The 16,143-nt window shown below is 62.1% G+C and carries 13 protein-coding genes; 4 read left to right on the forward strand and 9 right to left on the reverse strand.

What is annotated here, in order from left to right; translation table 11 throughout:
- Nucleotides 1-40 precede the first annotated feature (40 nt).
- The 3 genes from MTX36_RS19180 to MTX36_RS19190 all read left to right on the forward strand — a co-directional run bounded on the left by MTX36_RS19180 (nt 41) and on the right by MTX36_RS19190 (nt 3,035).
- Nucleotides 41-1,039 (forward strand): ParA family protein, encoded by a 999-nt coding sequence (locus MTX36_RS19180; RefSeq protein WP_243621273.1) that lies wholly within the window; start codon nt 41-43, stop codon nt 1,037-1,039.
- Between the two features lies 1 nt (nt 1,040).
- Entirely contained in the window at nt 1,041-2,084 is a 1,044-nt protein-coding gene (locus MTX36_RS19185; protein WP_243621274.1) for a ParB/RepB/Spo0J family partition protein, read from the forward strand.
- A gap of 267 nt (nt 2,085-2,351) precedes the next feature.
- Entirely contained in the window at nt 2,352-3,035 is a 684-nt protein-coding gene (locus tag MTX36_RS19190; RefSeq protein ID WP_243621275.1) for a GNAT family N-acetyltransferase, read from the forward strand.
- A gap of 29 nt (nt 3,036-3,064) precedes the next feature.
- Here the strand turns inward: MTX36_RS19190 and MTX36_RS19195 are convergent, their stop codons facing one another.
- The 4 genes from MTX36_RS19195 to nox form a co-directional block, all read right to left on the reverse strand.
- The gene (locus tag MTX36_RS19195; protein WP_243621276.1) at nt 3,065-4,252 is read right to left on the reverse strand and encodes an N-acetylmuramoyl-L-alanine amidase; all 1,188 of its coding nucleotides are present in this window, start codon (nt 4,250-4,252) and stop codon (nt 3,065-3,067) included.
- A 118-nt stretch (nt 4,253-4,370) separates the two neighbouring features.
- The gene (gene trxA / locus MTX36_RS19200) at nt 4,371-4,694 is read right to left on the reverse strand and encodes a thioredoxin (protein WP_243621277.1); all 324 of its coding nucleotides are present in this window, start codon (nt 4,692-4,694) and stop codon (nt 4,371-4,373) included.
- A 40-nt stretch (nt 4,695-4,734) separates the two neighbouring features.
- Entirely contained in the window at nt 4,735-5,730 is a 996-nt protein-coding gene (trxB, locus tag MTX36_RS19205; RefSeq protein ID WP_243621278.1) for a thioredoxin-disulfide reductase, read from the reverse strand.
- Between the two features lie 158 nt (nt 5,731-5,888).
- On the reverse strand, nt 5,889-7,076 hold the full coding sequence (gene nox, locus MTX36_RS19210; protein ID WP_243621279.1) for an NADH:flavin oxidoreductase: 1,188 nt from the start codon (nt 7,074-7,076) through the stop codon (nt 5,889-5,891).
- A gap of 99 nt (nt 7,077-7,175) precedes the next feature.
- Between nox and MTX36_RS19215 the strand changes: the two genes are divergently transcribed.
- Nucleotides 7,176-7,745, forward strand: a complete 570-nt coding sequence (locus MTX36_RS19215) for a helix-turn-helix domain-containing protein (RefSeq protein ID WP_243621280.1) — start codon at nt 7,176-7,178, stop codon at nt 7,743-7,745.
- On the opposite strand, the gene MTX36_RS19220 is transcribed toward MTX36_RS19215, so the two are convergent.
- The 5 genes from MTX36_RS19220 to MTX36_RS19240 form a co-directional block, all read right to left on the reverse strand.
- Nucleotides 7,735-8,490, reverse strand: coding sequence for a hypothetical protein (locus tag MTX36_RS19220; RefSeq protein ID WP_243621281.1), 756 nt, complete (start codon nt 8,488-8,490; stop codon nt 7,735-7,737). The two genes, MTX36_RS19215 and MTX36_RS19220, sit on opposite strands and share 11 nt — an antisense overlap.
- A 63-nt stretch (nt 8,491-8,553) precedes the next feature.
- Complete coding sequence (gene sigM, locus MTX36_RS19225) at nt 8,554-9,135, reverse strand: RNA polymerase sigma factor SigM (protein ID WP_243621282.1); 582 nt, start codon at nt 9,133-9,135, stop codon at nt 8,554-8,556.
- Nucleotides 9,136-9,183: 48 nt separating this feature from the next.
- On the reverse strand, nt 9,184-13,083 hold the full coding sequence (locus MTX36_RS19230) for a lipid II flippase MurJ (RefSeq protein ID WP_243621283.1): 3,900 nt from the start codon (nt 13,081-13,083) through the stop codon (nt 9,184-9,186).
- Nucleotides 13,080-15,464, reverse strand: a complete 2,385-nt coding sequence (locus MTX36_RS19235) for a glycoprotein (protein ID WP_243621284.1) — start codon at nt 15,462-15,464, stop codon at nt 13,080-13,082. Before MTX36_RS19235 ends, MTX36_RS19230 begins: the two co-directional genes overlap by 4 nt.
- Complete coding sequence (locus MTX36_RS19240) at nt 15,461-15,967, reverse strand: NUDIX hydrolase (RefSeq protein WP_243621285.1); 507 nt, start codon at nt 15,965-15,967, stop codon at nt 15,461-15,463. Before MTX36_RS19240 ends, MTX36_RS19235 begins: the two co-directional genes overlap by 4 nt.
- Nucleotides 15,968-16,143: the final 176 nt, after the last annotated feature.

Raw genomic sequence — 16,143 nt, forward strand, 5'->3', positions numbered from 1 at the left:
AGAGCACCCCGTGATCGATTCGCAATCCAAGGAGCAGTCAATGCCGGCTCGATCTGAATCTGCTGTTTCACGTGAAACAACGACTCCGGTTGTCAGCGCGGATCCGGTGATCAATGACGACGAGAACTTCACTGCCCCCTATGCGGGGCTGTCGTCGGCGGAGACCCCGATCGGTGCCGCTGCGCATCGCGCGAGTCAGGTGCTGCACCCGCATTCGGTGTCCCTGCCCCGGCCGGCATTCCGTCGAGTGATCACGATCGCCAACCAGAAGGGTGGCGTCGGAAAGACAACAACGACGGTCAACCTCGCATCGGCGCTCGCCCTTCAAGGGCTGAGGGTCCTCGTCGTCGATTTGGACCCTCAGGGCAACGCCAGCACCGCGCTTGGCGTCGTACATACCTCGGGCACCCCGTCGAGCTATGAGCTCCTCATCGGCGAAGTGAAGGCCGCTGATGCGGTGCAGACCAGCCCGCACAGTGAGCGACTTCTCTGCATCCCTGCAACGATCGATCTGGCCGGTGCGGAAATCGAGCTGGTCTCGATGGTGGCTCGCGAGAATCGACTCAAGGGTGCACTCAACGACAAGGTCCTCACCGAACTCGACGTGGACTTCGTCCTGATCGATTGCCCGCCTTCTCTGGGTCTGCTGACCGTCAACGCGATGGTGGCGGCCAAGGAAGTTCTGATCCCGATCCAGTGCGAGTACTACGCCCTCGAGGGCGTAGGCCAGTTGCTCCGCAACATCGAATTGGTGCAAGCACACCTCAACCCGGATCTGCACGTCTCCACCGTCCTGCTGACGATGTACGACGGCCGGACCAAGCTTGCAGACCAGGTTGCCGAGGAAGTTCGTAAGCACTTCGGTGACACTGTTCTCCGCGCCGTGATCCCTCGAAGCGTCAAGGTTTCCGAAGCCCCCGGCTACGGCATGACTGTGCTCGACTACGACCCAGGTTCACGGGGGGCGATGAGCTACCTCGATGCGGGCCGCGAACTCGCCGCCCGCTCTGTCACCGCTACGACGACGCAGGAGCAGTGAGATGACCCAGGCACGTAAAGGCGGATTGGGCCGCGGGTTGGCCGCTCTCATTCCCACCGGCCCGGCTACGGCACCCGGCCTCGGTTCGGCGGCTGCCGATGTCGTTATCGGTGGAGACAGCAGTGGAAGCAAGCGCAACCCCTCCCCTCCCCCACTGAAGGTGGCGGCATCGAAGACGCCGCGAGCTACCAAGAAGGCCGCAGCCGGCGCCTCATCGAACGCAGAACTCGAGCCGACCGGTGCGGTGTACCTCGAGATCGAACCGAGTCTGATCGAGACAAACCCGAAGCAACCGCGCACCGTTTTCGACGAGGAAGCGCTTGCGGAGTTGGTGCATTCCATCCGCGAATTCGGATTGATGCAGCCGATCGTGGTTCGTCGTAACGGCGACAAGTACCAACTTGTCATGGGTGAGCGTCGTTGGCGGGCGAGTCAGGAAGCCGGTCTCGAGAAGATTCCGGCGATCATTCGCGAGACTGACGACGACTCGATGTTGCGTGATGCGCTCCTCGAGAATATTCATCGCGTCCAGTTGAATCCCCTCGAGGAGGCTGCCGCGTATCAGCAGTTGCTCGAAGAGTTCGAGGTGACGCATGAAGAATTGGCTCACCGGATCGGTCGTTCACGGCCGGTAGTGACCAACATGATTCGCTTGTTGAAGTTGCCCGTGGCAGTTCAGCGACGTGTCGCTGCCGGTGTTCTCTCGGCCGGGCATGCTCGTGCATTGCTCTCCCTCGAGGCGGGTGCCGACGCTCAGGAAGTGATGGCGGCGCGTGTTGTGGCGGAAGGAATGTCCGTCCGAGCGACCGAGGAAGCTGTCACTTTGGCCAACCGGGCAGACAACGAGATCGCTCCGCCTCAGAAGCGGAAGCCGATTGTGATGCCAGGTCTTCAGGATGTGGCGGAGCGATTGTCGGACTCGTTCGACACTCGTGTGACGGTCAGTCTGGGCAAGCGCAAGGGCAAGATTGTGGTCGAATTCGGCTCCGTCGATGACCTCCAGCGCATCGTCGGGATGATGGAATCGCAGAAGTCGAAGAAGTGACGAAACTCTGACATCCCGATACCCTACCGACTTTCGTCACTGTGACAATACTGTCGGAAACGGGAGTTTCCGAATCGGTATTTGGAATGAAATATGTTGGTCTGCAACAGGTTAGGGAAGACGAACATCATGGCGCTGCCGACGGCGTCGTGGTGGCTTAGTCTGGAGAAGGAAAATACGTCGGTTGGGCCGAAAATCTTCAACAGAGATCTGAAAATGTGCACCAGCGAACTTTGCAACAGAGAACTACGGAGAGTGAGTTAGTCAGTGTCGACTCACACAATCACGTCACTGCGCCTCGACGGTCTCGATCAACTTTCTTCGCACGCTCGCCGGTGCGTGTTCTGGGAGATGGATCCGGCGGCGCTTCACGCGGCTCGCGGGTTTTGTGATCAGGAGTTCGAGAAAGAAGCCTGGCTGTCGATGGTCTTGCTCGAATGGGGATCCTGCGGACAAGTCGCAGTCAAGGACGGTAAGCCACTGGGCAGTGCCCTCTACGCTCCTCCCCGCAGCATTCCGCGGGCACAGATGTTTCCCACCAGCCCGGTCGGCTCCGACGCCGTACTTCTGACCAGCCTCAGACTGGAACCTTCAGGCGAAGAGGAAAGCCTCGGGCCGGCTCTCATTGCGGCTGTGGTGAACGATCTTGTGCGACGCGGTGTACGCGCCTTGGAAGCATTCGGAATCCGCGGAGAACCGCAGCGGCAGTTCGAGGGAGTTGCGTCGGCGACGGCAGCCCTGGAATGTTCGCCGGAAGAATGCATGATCAGTGCTGACTTCCTCGAGGACTGCGGTTTCGAGGTTGTTGCCCCCCACCATCGGTACCCGCGGCTACGCCTCGAGCTCAATCGTGACCACGAGTGGAAGGTTGATGTCGAGGAAGCACTCGACCGCCTCCTGCAGAGCGCAGCGCTCGAGATGATTCAGGCCGGCGAACTGACGCGCGTGTAGTTGACGGGATTGCCACCCGTCGGCGCGCGTCAGTTGCGTTCGGCTACCGAAAGTTCTTCTGCGAGAAGCTCCGCGAAGGTGAACGTGCCGGTCGGCTGATCGTCCTGGCCGAGCAGGTAGAGACGCTTGACCGAAATTAGAATTGCTTCGGCGATGGTGTCGCGCATCCGCGGATTGGTAAGTACCTCAACATCATTCGCGTTGGAGAGGTATCCGAGATCGATTTGAATTGTCGGCATGTTGGTCAGGCGCAACAACTCCCACGTACGGCCGTGAGTTCTGCAGTCCCGCAACGGAGTTCGCGCAACAATTTCACGCTGGACAAAGCCCGTGAGCAGCTGGCCGATCCTCGACACGGAGCCGTGCGAGTTACCGAAATGGAAGCTGGCGATGCCGCTGGCCGACGGGCTGGAATTGCTGTCGCAGCGCAACGAGATCAAGAGATCGGCGTCGAATGCGTTGGAGGTCAACGCACGTTCGGCTTCGGTCGGATCCGCATTGTGCGGGCGCGAGAGGAAGGTTTCCATTCCCGTGGCTGCCATTCGCCCCTCGAGGCGCATAGCGAGATCCCACAAGATGTCGGCTTCGGAAATCCCGTTCACGATGGCGCCGGTGGACGGCCCACCCAAACCCGGATCGATGACGATGCGCTTTCCGCCGAGCTGCGGGCCCTTACGGTGCACCAGTTCCTGCTCGCTGATCGCGTGCGGCGAACCACCGGTGACACGGGTGCCGAGAAGCTCGAGCGAGCGAAGCGTCTGCGGACCGCAGATACCGTCGGCCGCGATACCGATTTCACGCTGGAAGGAAGAAAGGGATTCGTGAGTTTTCGGGCCGAAGAAACCGTCGACGCGACCCGTGTAGAACCCGAGATCCTGAAGTCTGGTCTGCAGCGCTGCCACGTCGTCGCCGTACAGCGGCGCGGACAACTGATAGATCAGAGTTCGGGCGCCCAGACGGTACGAGGCCTCACGAATGGACCGATACGTTGCAGGGCCCACAATTCCGTCGACAAGCAGCCCACGTTGCTGCTGGAAGGCACGAACGGCGCTGTCGAGGTGCTGATCGAAGATGACGTCCGGCGTAACCCAGTGGGCACCGTCGCCGCTTTCACGTCGAATGCTGGAGGGGATGTGATGCAGGTATCCCAGCTTCGTCAACGTGCCCCGAATCTCGGCGACGGCCGGGCCGTGATCACCGTGTCGGAGTCGATGCATGCGTGAAAACCTCTCGGATCGGGTAAAAGAATTCGATCGATGTGCCTGGCAGTGGACCTGGACAGGCACATCGATCGATTATCTCAGAAAATCTGGGGATTGCGAGAATCCCCCCAACTCACAAGACGTCCGCGAGTTCCTTGAGCAGCGCCGCTTTGCCCTTGGCTCCGACGATCGTCTTGATAGGCTTACCGCCCTTGAACAGGATCAACGTCGGAATCGACATCACCTGGAAGTCGCGAGCCGACGCCGGGTTGGCGTCGATGTCGAGCTTGGCGATGGTCAGCTTGTCGCTGTTCTCACCGGCAATTTCCTCGAGAACCGGAGCGACCATCTTGCACGGGCCGCACCAGGTTGCCCAGAAGTCGACCAGAACGGGCTTGTCACTGGCCAGAACGTCCTGCTTGAACGAATCGTCGGTGATGGTGACGGTATTCGACACGATTACTCCTCGAAAGTGGTGAACGAGCTGCGGTCAGAAATCAGGGGGCGCCGACGACGTCGACGGCGTGACCGGCGGCGTCGAGGGTGTTGGCGGTGATATCGCCACGATCGGCCAGCCAACGTTCGGCGTCGATGGCGGCGGAACATCCGGTGCCGGCAGCGGTGATGGCCTGACGGTACGTGTGATCGACCAGGTCACCGGCCGCGAAAACACCGTCGACGGAGGTGGCGGTGGAACCGGGGGCGACGCGGACGTAGCCGGCGTCGTCGAGATCGACCTGGCCCTTGACGAGTTCACTGCGCGGATCGTGGCCGATGGCGACGAACATGCCCGTGATCTCGAGAATCGACGTTTCACCGGTGACGGTGTCGCGGACCTTCAAGCCGGTGACACTGTTCTCGCCCAACACTTCGAGGGGTTCGGTGTTGACGAGGAACCGGATTTTCTCGTTCGCCTTGGCGCGTTCGAGCATGATGCGCGAGGCCCGGAACTCTTCGCGGCGGTGCACCAGGGTCACGGAGCGGGCGAAGCGGGTAAGGAAGGTCGCTTCTTCCATGGCGGAGTCGCCGCCGCCGACGACGACGATGTCCTGGTCGCGGAAGAAGAACCCGTCGCAGGTGGCGCAGGCGCTGACGCCGCGGCCGAGCAGGCGTTCTTCGCCGTCGATGCCGAGGTAACGGGCGGCGGCGCCCATGGCCAGGATGATGGCGTGGGCGGCGTAGGTTTCGCCGTTGGCGACGACGGTTTTGATCGGCTGGCGCAGGTCGATTTCGTCGACGTCTTCGGTGCGGATGTCGGTGTCGAAGCGCAGGGCTTGTTCGCGCATCTGTTCCATGAGGTCGGGGCCCATGATTCCTTCGCGGAATCCGGGGAAGTTTTCGACTTCGGTGGTGGTCATGAGGGCGCCGCCGAACTGGGTTCCCTCGAAGAGGAGGGGCTGGAGCTCGGCGCGCGCGGTGTAGACACCTGCGGTGTATCCGGCGGGGCCGGAACCGACAATGATGACGTCATGGACCGTGGACGGAGTGGTCATGCGAGCCTTCCAGTAGTAAAGAGCCGACTCTTCGTTCTTCGAGAGCCGTACCGATCAACACCAGGATAAGGGGTGTTGTTCCCGGCCTGGCCCGAAAAGTGGTTTGACCCTCAGTTGTCCCTCGAGTTGGCGTCTGCTGGAAGGTTCGCACTCGGCAGTTAGGTGCGCAGGGCCTCCCGCACGACGCAGCGAGTTCCGCTGTAGATGGTGGGCATGCACTTGTTGCAGTGGATGCACAGCCCCTCGGCGACGCTTTCGGCCTGAAATTTGTTGACCAGCTGAGGGTCTCGCAGAAGTGCGCGGGCCATCGCGACAAATTCGAAGCCTTCACTCAGGGCATTGTCGATGGTGTCGACGCGATTGATGCCACCGAGCAGGATGAGCGGCAACTTCAGGGTCTCACGGAACTGGCGGGCGAAGGGAAGGAAGAATCCCTCCTCGAACGGGTACGTCGGGAAGATTTTCGGGCCGTAGAACTTGAGGCCGTATCCCACGAGTTTGGGTTGGGAAGCAACGAACTCTGCCATCGGAACTTCGCCGCGGAAGAAGTACATTCCGTTGAGAAGTGAACTGCCGCCGGTTAATTGCATCGCGTCGAGGTGGCCGTCGGCCTCGAGAATCTTGGCGATGGGCAGGCTCTGGTCGAGCCACAGGCCTTTGGGGACGCCGTCGGACATATTGAACTTCGCGGTGACCGCCACCGATGATCCGGCTGCGAGGCGGACGGCTTCGATGACCCGACGCGGGTACTCGGCGCGCTTGGCGACGCTGCCGCCGTACTGATCGTGGCGCTTGTTCAGGTTGGGGCTCATGAATGAACTGAGCAGGTAGTTGTGACCGAGATGGACCTCGATGGCATCGAATCCGGCATCGACCGCGATTCGTGCGGTGCGCTCGTAGTCGGCGACGACACCGTCGAGTTCCGCGAGGGTCGCGCCCTTCACGATGCCCATGGCCGGCGGACTCAGACGCGTCGACGGGGCGAGGGTCTTGGTCTTGTTGGAGAGGGTGTTGGCGACGAGTCCGGCATGACCGATCTGGGCGGCTGCGAGCGAGCCTTCGGCGTGGACTGCGTCGGTGAGACGACGCAGTCCCGGTAGTGCTTGCTCGTTCATGACGAGGGTGTCGCGGTGCACGCGTCCACCGGGTGAGACGGCGCAATACGCGACGGTGGTCATGGCGGCACCGCCACGAGCGACTTCGGCGTGGAAGTTGATCAGATCGTCCGAAACCGCTCCACGGGGCATGACGCCCTCGAATGTGGCGGCTTTGATAATGCGGTTCTTCAAGGTCAGCGGCCCGAGGCGGGCAGGTTCGAAAATCGCGGGTCGAGGCGGTGTGGTCATGTTCTTCTTCCGGTCGGCGCCTGAATTATTACGTTGCCAGTGGACTCGTATATGGCACGATATAGCGCCGACACCGAATCTGTCCGACAATTCGTCACGATGAACACCACAGGATCCGGTCGCCCACGAGACCCACGCATCGACGACGCAGTTCTCGAGGTCACCCGCTCGATGCTTCTCGACGTCGGTTGGGAGCAACTAAGTCTGCGCGCCATTGCCGCCCGAGCGAGTGTCAGTCGGGCATCCATGTCCCGGAGATGGCCGTCCAAGGCACACCTGGTTCTGGGATCTATTCTCGGAGCGACGCCTGATCTGACGCCCTTCGAGGGGACGGACCGCGTGGGGTGGATTCGCTGGGTGGTCGACGGCAGCGCATTGTTGTTCTCGCGGCCCGAGGTGCGCGCGGCTGCGCCCGGACTGCTGGCCGCGCTACGCGATCACGATGACCTCCGCAACGAGCTCTGGCGTGGCTTCAGTGGACCGAGCACCGCGTTGTTTATTCAGAACTCGAATGATCCGGACGCTGCTCTACTGGATGCAAAGGCAGTGTTGGTGATGGCAGCCGGAGCCGCCATGTTCTCGAGCCTCATCGCCGTGGAGGATAATACGGATGAACTTCGGACCAGAATGCTGGAACTGTTGCTGCCGGCGGCAGAAATCAGCCGATAGTTTTGAGCGACACCATGTTCGGATTGTCGGTGCTGCAGTCCAATCCGACGGCAAGAGCCGTGATCTGGCGAGAATCTTTGCCGCGCAACAGAAGAACAACGGCTGGGGTTCCTTGGACGGTGACCTCACCGGAACCTAGAAGTGGTTGATCTGCCGTAAATCCGTTGGCGAGCAGGCATCCAGATAGTTTTGTCGGATCTTCCAGTGGTCCAAGATTTTTGGAACCGATCAAGGACAAGAAACTATCGGGAGTCGGGTCTTTGCTCACGCTCGGTGTTGATGCCACGGTGGATATCGGCTGTGCGGTGAGATCAGGCTCGGGCTGGTTGGGGCGTACCGCAATCAAGACGGCTACGACGGCAATAGTTGCCGCTGCAGCTCCGCCGATCACCCACCCGCGTCGTGACCGTCGTAACGGCACCACATTGGACGTGAAATTCGGGGAATCGGAATTCTGTTGTGCCCATTCGTTATCCAATGCTTCGTGGATGCGAGTGGCCAGTTCTGGCGGAATGTGATCGGTGTCGGTAGAAGTGTGGTTGTCGATGTCGCCCTGGGTACGCAGCACCTGAGTCACGTTGTCGAGTTTTCGGACGAACGACAGCGCATCCGGGTCTGCTTCGACCAGAGGCCACAAAGTTTCGCTGGTTTTCGGAGCGAGAACACCGGCGTGAAGATCAGCCAGAAGGTCCTCGGAAAATGGTGGGGCAAGAACAGACGGACCAGGTACAGATGAATCTGTCATGAACCTTCCCCTTCCTCGGCGGCAGCGCACACTATTGCGCTCACAAGATAGGACGCGGCAGAGTCATGATCGGTTCCCGGTACCGCCGAACTGGGCCAATTCGCCCGCAAGACGCTTCCGAGCACGAGCGCAGCGACTCTTCACGGTCCCGACCGGAATCCCTAGACGCAGTGCGGCCTCGGCCACGGGATAGCCCTCCATGTCCACAGCGACGACGGCAGCGCGCTGCTCAGGAGGCAATGCGGCCAACGCTGCTTCGACGGTCATGCTCATGTCCACCGCTTCGACGGCGTCGCGAGGATCCCGTGGCTCCTCCACGTTGTCGGCCGACAACGACAGCGCTTGGCGAGACTTGTTTCGCCGTATCCGGTCCAGACACGCATTGACGACAATTGCATGCAGCCAACTCCGCACGGCCGCGTCCCGGCGAAACTTGGAAGCGTTGCGATGCGCGGAGAGCAACCCCTCCTGGAGTGCGTCCGCCGCATCCTCGTCCGAATAGCTGGTACGCCGGGCGACGTGCCATAGATGATCCTGATGCCGGGTCAGCAGTTCACGGAAAGCATGTGGATCGCCCGCCACATGTGCTGTCAGTAATTCGAAATCCGTAGCCCCGCCCCCGGTGCCCCCCCGATAAGTGTGCACGGGCGGATGTTAGCCCAGTGGAGGGGCTTTCGAGGGGTCGGAGACGGGTTAGCGGGCAGCAGTGAACGTTATGTCTGAGATGGATGTTTGGTTCTGTCCGGATTGCGTACTGAGCTTGGTGATCCAGACCAGCACGAACTGTCCGGCACTGTCGCTGGTGACCGGAATTTCGGTGACGCCGCTTTTCAAGACTCCGGATCCGATTTCCTTCGTCTGATCAAGTGTTGTGTCAGCAGAAGGGGCAGAACGGATTTCGACGACGGTACCGGGCGAATCGGATGTAATCGAAACGTTCTTCAGCGCCGCGGGATCAGCGAGCGTCAGCATCAGGCCGACGCCGTTCTTGAGTGACGGGAAGGGCTGGAAGTACGAGTCTGTTGACCACTCGGTGGCAGGGTTTCCGTCGATGACGTTCTTGGCGGTAGCCGGTTGATCCGGGGTGCCTTGAGGTGAGAACACGGTCACGCGAGAGGCGTTCACCGGCATGGTGGCGACAGCGGGAGCCGGTGACGAATTCGTCTCGGGCGCAGAAACTTCCGTGGTCAAACCGAAGTTCTGTTCACTCAGTGGAGTGTCGCTACTGCTGCCCGAGAGGAAACTGGCAACCCACACGCCGAGCAGGATCAGCACGATGACTGTGAAGACGCCGAGTGCGGTCAATGCGGCAAGCATCCGCGTCGACTTCTTCTTCTCGGCTTCAATTGCCTCGGGGTCTGTCAAGGCGTGTCCGGACATACCCGGATCGCGATGGCCCAGACGCAGAGCCGGAATCATTTCCGTCTTGTCGTTGACAACAGATGCCTGATCGAGAATGTGTTGCACCGTTGCGGCAGTACGGATTCCACTCTCCGACTGCAGTGCCCGTGTGGCGACCGCTGAGATATCGAACGGTACCTCGGGGCGGATGACGCGTACCTCGATCGGGCGTCCGGCAGCATCGCGACCAGCCGGCAGCAATCCGCCGACAGGGCCGGCCGAGGGTTCCGCGAGGGGCCAACGGGCCGTGATCAGGGCGTAGAGCATGGCGCCGAGACCGCGAACGTCGCTGGTGGAATCCGCCTCGGCAAGCGTTGCGGGGAAAGCGAGTACGGCATCGCCGTTGATGCTGATACGCACCCGATCGGGGTGATCGATGGACAGTGCACCACCGGTACGGTGAGCTGCCTCGGCGGCAGATGCGAGGCTACGAACAGCGCGTGCGGCACCGATCGGCGACGGCGTCGTTTCGGCCATTTCGCGCAGTGATCGGCCCGGCGTCCATTCAGCGACGACGATGCCGCCCGAGCTTCCACGGACGACGTCGAGGACTCGCGCGAGTCCGGGAGAATTGATGCGGCCCAGGCGTAATGTGCGCGAAAGCACGGCCTGCGGACCGGACTGCGGGTTGTCGTCGCCGCGCTGTTCCGCGTCGACGAACGTCAGGGCTACTTCGCGATCGAGTTTGACGTCGAGGGCTTCCCAGAACTGCAGTCCGCGGGTTCCGCCGTGAGGTGCCAGTAGTCGGTAACGTCCGCCGGCGACCGAGGCGCCGGGAATGAGTTTGGGCCCACGCGGCATCGACCGGGGCACCGAGGCAGTCGGCGCCGAGGCAGTCGGCGCGTTGGCCGGGGGTCGGGAAGCCGGGGGTGCCGAAGCCGGCACAGCGTTTGGTGGCACAGCCTTGGATGGCGCAGCTCGAGGTGCCACAGTCTTCGGTGCCACAGCTTGAGGTGCCACAGCCTTCGGCGCAGCTGTCTCAGGTGGAGCGGCCTTGGGTTCTACAGCCGAGGCCGGCTTGGACGCCTTCACGGCAGAAGTTCCGGCGTTCTTGTCGTCGGAGACCTTGTCGTTGCTCACCCTCGCTCCTTCACTTTCGGTTGACCATCCCCTCGTTCCAGAACCAGCGGTCGTTCCAGGTCGAGGGGTGGTTCCAGCACCAGGGTACGGCAGCGCACCTGGCTGTTCGTACGCGTTTGATCCCATTCTGATTGCGGGAATCAGAACGGTTGCGGCGTCGTCGATATTTTTGTCCGAGTTGTCTTCGTCCGGAATTGCATGCGATTTCTGTGTCGGCTCGGGGCGACCCAACAAAGAACGAATCTTCCGGGAGACGGCAACCGTTACGGAAAGAACTTCCGGGATCTTTTTGAAGTACAGAATCGTGAAGGTGATGGCGAGCATGAGGATGCCGCCGACAGCGACGCGAACAAACGATCCGGGTCCGCCGAATCGTTCGGTGAGCTGGTCGAATCCGAGTACCCGGTCGACGGCCAACATTGTCAGGGAGCCGGCCAACGACGCGAGTACGACGGACCACACGGTTTTGCCGACGTTGGCCATCTGCAGGTTGCCGAGGCTGCGGTGCAGTAGGTAGCCACCGATGGCAGCTCCGGTGATGTATCCGATTCCGTTGGCGGCGCCGAGCAGGATCACGACCTGGTCGGTGTTGGATGCGACCAGCGGGACCAGTGCGGAGAGCGCGACCTTGACGGCGGTGATGCCGAGAACGATCCACGTCGGTGTCCACGCCTGTTCCCGGGCGTAGAAGACGCGAAGCTGGATCAAAACCAGTGCGTAAGGAATGAGGGTGAAGGCCGACCAGCTCACGGCGGTGCCGAGACGCTCGGCCTGCTCGGGTCCGAAGCGGCCGTAGCCGTAGAGGGCTTCACCGACCTGCGGTCCCATGAACGTCAGGAACATGATGATCGGGACCAGCGTGATCATGGTCAGTCGCGTCGCGACGGAGAGGTCGTCGACCACAGCGGGGGTGTCGTCGGCGGCGGCGTTGCGGCTTAGTCGCGGCATGATCGCCGTCAGCACGGTCACACCGAGGACGCCGTACGGGAGCTGGAGCAGCAACCACGCCTGGCTGTAGATGGCCGGGCCGGCCTCGTCGACGTGTGAGGAGATGCGGGTCGCGAAGATCATGCCCATCTGGCTGATCAGCACGTACAAGATGATGGCGACGGCCATGCCGCCGAACTGGCGGAGGCGATCGTCGAGTCCCCAGAGCGGCTTGAGGGAGATCTTCTCGCGTCGTAGCGCGGGGATCAGGCTCGCGGCCTGCGCGATGACACCGGCGGTGATGCCGAGGCCCAGGGTCAGCAGTTTGGGGTCGCTCATCGAGACCGGGTTCAGCGAGATCTCGCCGGGCGTCAGATAGAAGACCACGAACACAACGAGGACGATCACATTGTTGATCACCGGTGCCCAGGCGCCGGGTTTGAAGATCTGACGGGTGTTCAGGAACGCTGTGAACAGCGCGGACAGTCCGTAGAACAGAATCGCCGGCAACAAGAGGTACGACAGAGCTGTCGTCAGATCGGTATTGACCTTGCCGTCCGGAGACAGGAAGACGTATCTCGTGAGTATCGGTGCTGCGAGGGTGGCGAGGAGCGCGGCAACGCCGAGCAGCACCAGCGCCGCGGTGAAGAGTCGACGAACGAATTCTTCGCCGTTGTCAGGGTCTTCACGTTCGGCGCGGACCAACACCGGTACGACGATCGCGGTCAGGACGGCACCGAGAACCAGTTCCGCGATCATGTTCGGAATCTGGCTGGCGATGGTGAAGGAGCTGGCGATCGCCGGCCCCAGGACCATCAGAACCATGAGCTGTTTCGCGAAGCCGGTGATACGGCTCGTCAGTGTTGCGATGGCAATCGAACCGGTTGCGGCGAGGAGTCGGGAGTTGGATTCCTTGCGCTCGCCGGCCATGGCATGCGAATCGGGATCGAACTCGCCGGATTCCGAGACGGGCCGGTTCGCCAATTCCATTTCGGCTTCGCGATAGCGCGGATAGTCGCGAATCACCGGAATGGTCATGGTGGGCGCGTCGTCGAAACGCGCGTCCGGGTTGACCGGCTGAATCGGGTAGCCGCGTTCCCACGGTGGCATGCGTGGATGCGATCCGGTCGCGGCGCTCTTGCGCGTGATCCCGGACCGAGGGCCTTGCGGCGGATTCCCGGTCATCGCTGTTCGTACCCTTCATCTGCTGGGTCCGGCTGACCCCTGAATCGATGCCACAGCCGCCTACCCGCCAAGAACAACAGCAAACCTCCCGCGGTAGCGGTCAGAGCGGCCAGCGGACGACCGTACGCATTCGACCGTACGGTCACGCTGGTCGGCACTCCCAATTGGAGGCCGTCGGTTGTTGTGAGGGAGAAGTTGACGACCAACTTGCGGGAATCGTTCATTTCCGCAGGCACAGTCAATTGTCGGCTACCGCGTGGCGGCAACTGTTTGGGACCGATATCACTGATTTTCATCTCCGGAGGAGCATCGACCCGGAGGTTGACGTTGATCGCGATGGGCAGTTCGTTGCGGGCCACGAGCAGCAAGGGAGCTTGACCGGACGCCAGTGTGTAGACGCCTCCCGGAGATACGACGGTGACTGCTCGGTAGAGGTTGTCGACGGTGCCCGTCACATTGGCTGCGCGGATGCTCGCACTTCGTTCGGCGTTTCGGACGGCGGTGGCACTGGCGTCGCGTCGATTGGCCGAACTCATCGCGCGCAGCAGATCCTCACGGAGCGGCGCCGTGAACCGCTTCGGCGTCAGCGGAAGTCCGGGATCGTCCACAAGGGTCGATTCGAGAGCGTCGATCCGGGGCAGTTGCGTCCGCGCAGTGTCGATGACCGATGTCTGCGGACCGTCCTCGGTTGCCCGTTCCGGGTACTCGAGCGTCGCGGTGTCGGTGGCGCCGGGTTGCCGTCCGAGCAGCGCCGGAAGGGACTGTGGTGTGGCCAGGCCTGATCGGATGAGTGTCGACAGCATCGACAGCACCGCGGTGGCGTCGTCGGCGTCGGCGCTCCACAGTTGCGGTGGGGCCAGGATCTGATTGCGCGGCAGGGCTGTGGGGGTCAACGCGGACCAGGCCAGTGCGCCCAGCGCATCCTGACGTCGGGCAACACGGGATTCGGATACGAGCTGCGGCGCCGTGTCCTTGTCGATGTACGACGGGGTCGACGGGTTGGATCCGGTTGCGGCGAGGGCTGCGGCCGCTCCGGTGTCGAAAGCGAGTGCGCTGACAGTGTCGGTGATGCGTGAGGACAGTTGCGCGCGGCTCGAATCCCCGGCCCGTGTGTCCACAGACGAGGCTGCCACCAGGGCGGTGGTGGGGTGGGCATCGAGAGTGTCGACAGTGACCGAATCGAGGACTCCGGAATCCGGCCACACGAAGTTCCGCACCGAGGTCACACCGAGGATGTTGTCGAGGATGTCGGCGGGGCGCTCGATGGCCGTCGCCGTCAATTCAGGATGTGCGACGGTACCGACCGCAGCGAGATCGGCCTGCGCAAAAGGAACGGACGTCGTGCACATCGACGCAGCTAAAGTCTTGACTCTTTGCAGCCAGTTGCCGGCCGCATCGCGTCCGCGGCCTTCATGGGTAGCGCCGGCGGGGATTCCGGCATTGTCGACGACGAGGTATCCGCGCGTCATGTTCTCGACGGTGATCAACAGGTCGGGATCGATCGCGAGGCAGAGTGAATCCGAGACCCGGCCGTCGGCATCATTTTCGGTTTTGGTCGCAGATTCGACGGCGTCGACAAGCGCGTCGAGGCGTCCGCCGTCGGAAAGTTCGGTGGCAAGTTCGTCGTCGATCAGGCGGATGGGGTCGTTGATCGATCCGGGGATTCCGCCGACGAGTTTCGGGGCGTCGGCGAGAGGCCATATCATCGTCACGCCGACCGGGGCCGAGGTGTCGGGAGGGACAACTGCGGTGGAAGCGCTGGTCGATGTGGATGTCGTCTTTGCGTCCGACGCAGCGGGTACTCCGAGAACCGGGAGGAGGAATCGCGCGTCGTCGAGCCTGGCTGCGCCGCCGTATTCGGGGGTGCCGTTGACGTTGACGAGCATCGGGTAGACGCCGGGTTCGGTGATGTCGAGGGAAAGTTCAGTGGCGGAGCGCAGCGGGAGTGAAAGCGTGAAGGGCCGGGATTCACCCTTGTCGAGGCTGGTGGCGACGGTATCGAATTCGCCGACGGTATCGAAGATGGCTTGATCGAATTCGAGTGCGCCGCGCACGTCGACTGCATTGTCGATGGCCGGCGCTCGTTGCAACCGGACGCCGACATCTTCGACGGGCCGGTCGCCGACATTCTTGACGGTGCCTCGCACGACCACGGTGGGATCACTGGTCGTGGTGATAGTGCTGGGCGAGGTGGATTGGATGGAGAGTTCCAGGAATTTACCGTCGTTGCTGGTACGAGGAGCGCGGGTCTGAGAGTCGGTATCTGCTGGGAGCGCACCGGCCGGGGCGGGGGTTGCGGGGCCCACACCAGCACTGCCTGTCAATCCAACAGCGGCCATCACCAGAGCGGCAACACCCGCTCTCCGTAGAGCCATTCTCATCCGGCGTCCGGTTCCTTCGGGAGCGTTGGTATCGCGGTGGTGCGGGGAGTGTCTTTGGTCCGCGGCATTTCTGCGATCATCTGCGAGGCGAGTTCGGCCAGTTTCCGTTCATCCGCATAGGCGAGACGGGAATGCAGTTCGGACAGCGGAACCCACGCGACCTCGGTGACCTCGATATCCTCGTCGGAAAGTTCTCCGCCGAGAAAACGTAGGAGGTAGTGGTGCACGGTTTTGTGGACCCGTCGGCCTTCGGTGACAAACCAGTAGTCGATGCTGCCCAACGGCGCCAGGACGGTTCCCTGAATGCCCGTTTCTTCCTCGACTTCGCGCATCGCCGTCTGCTCGGCCGTCTCACCCTGCTCGATGTGACCCTTGGGGAGTGACCACAGAAGACGTCCGCGGCGGTCGGTCCGGCCGATCAGTGCAGCGCACAGGCGTTCGGGCGGGCCACCCCAGCCGTCGACGACCAATCCGCCGGCCGAAGTTTCGCGGACCGTACGCATCGCAGATCTTTCGGGGTTGCCGACGGCAGGGCGACGTCGCGAGTTGCGACGGCTCCTGTTCGTTCGTTCGGCACCGGACACCTCATCGATACTAGTTGGCATCGATGCGTTGACCGGTAACCCGCGCAAAGCGGCCACTCGCGGTCATATGCGCGTTCTGCTATTTGCGCACCTTA

Source organism: Rhodococcus sp. ARC_M6 (genome assembly GCF_022810305.1).
Lineage (GTDB): Bacteria > Actinomycetota > Actinomycetes > Mycobacteriales > Mycobacteriaceae > Rhodococcus_F.

Coding starts and splice junctions, on each gene's coding strand:
- MTX36_RS19180 (WP_243621273.1), top strand. CDS start 41: ATGCCGGCTCGATCTGAATCTGCTGTTTCACGTGAAACAACGACTCCG.
- MTX36_RS19185 (WP_243621274.1), top strand. CDS start 1,041: ATGACCCAGGCACGTAAAGGCGGATTGGGCCGCGGGTTGGCCGCTCTC.
- MTX36_RS19195 (WP_243621276.1), bottom strand. CDS start 4,252: ATGCATCGACTCCGACACGGTGATCACGGCCCGGCCGTCGCCGAGATT.
- trxB (WP_243621278.1), bottom strand. CDS start 5,730: ATGACCACTCCGTCCACGGTCCATGACGTCATCATTGTCGGTTCCGGC.
- nox (WP_243621279.1), bottom strand. CDS start 7,076: ATGACCACACCGCCTCGACCCGCGATTTTCGAACCTGCCCGCCTCGGG.
- MTX36_RS19215 (WP_243621280.1), top strand. CDS start 7,176: ATGAACACCACAGGATCCGGTCGCCCACGAGACCCACGCATCGACGAC.
- MTX36_RS19220 (WP_243621281.1), bottom strand. CDS start 8,490: ATGACAGATTCATCTGTACCTGGTCCGTCTGTTCTTGCCCCACCATTT.
- MTX36_RS19230 (WP_243621283.1), bottom strand. CDS start 13,083: ATGACCGGGAATCCGCCGCAAGGCCCTCGGTCCGGGATCACGCGCAAG.
- MTX36_RS19235 (WP_243621284.1), bottom strand. CDS start 15,464: ATGAGAATGGCTCTACGGAGAGCGGGTGTTGCCGCTCTGGTGATGGCC.
- MTX36_RS19240 (WP_243621285.1), bottom strand. CDS start 15,967: ATGCGTACGGTCCGCGAAACTTCGGCCGGCGGATTGGTCGTCGACGGC.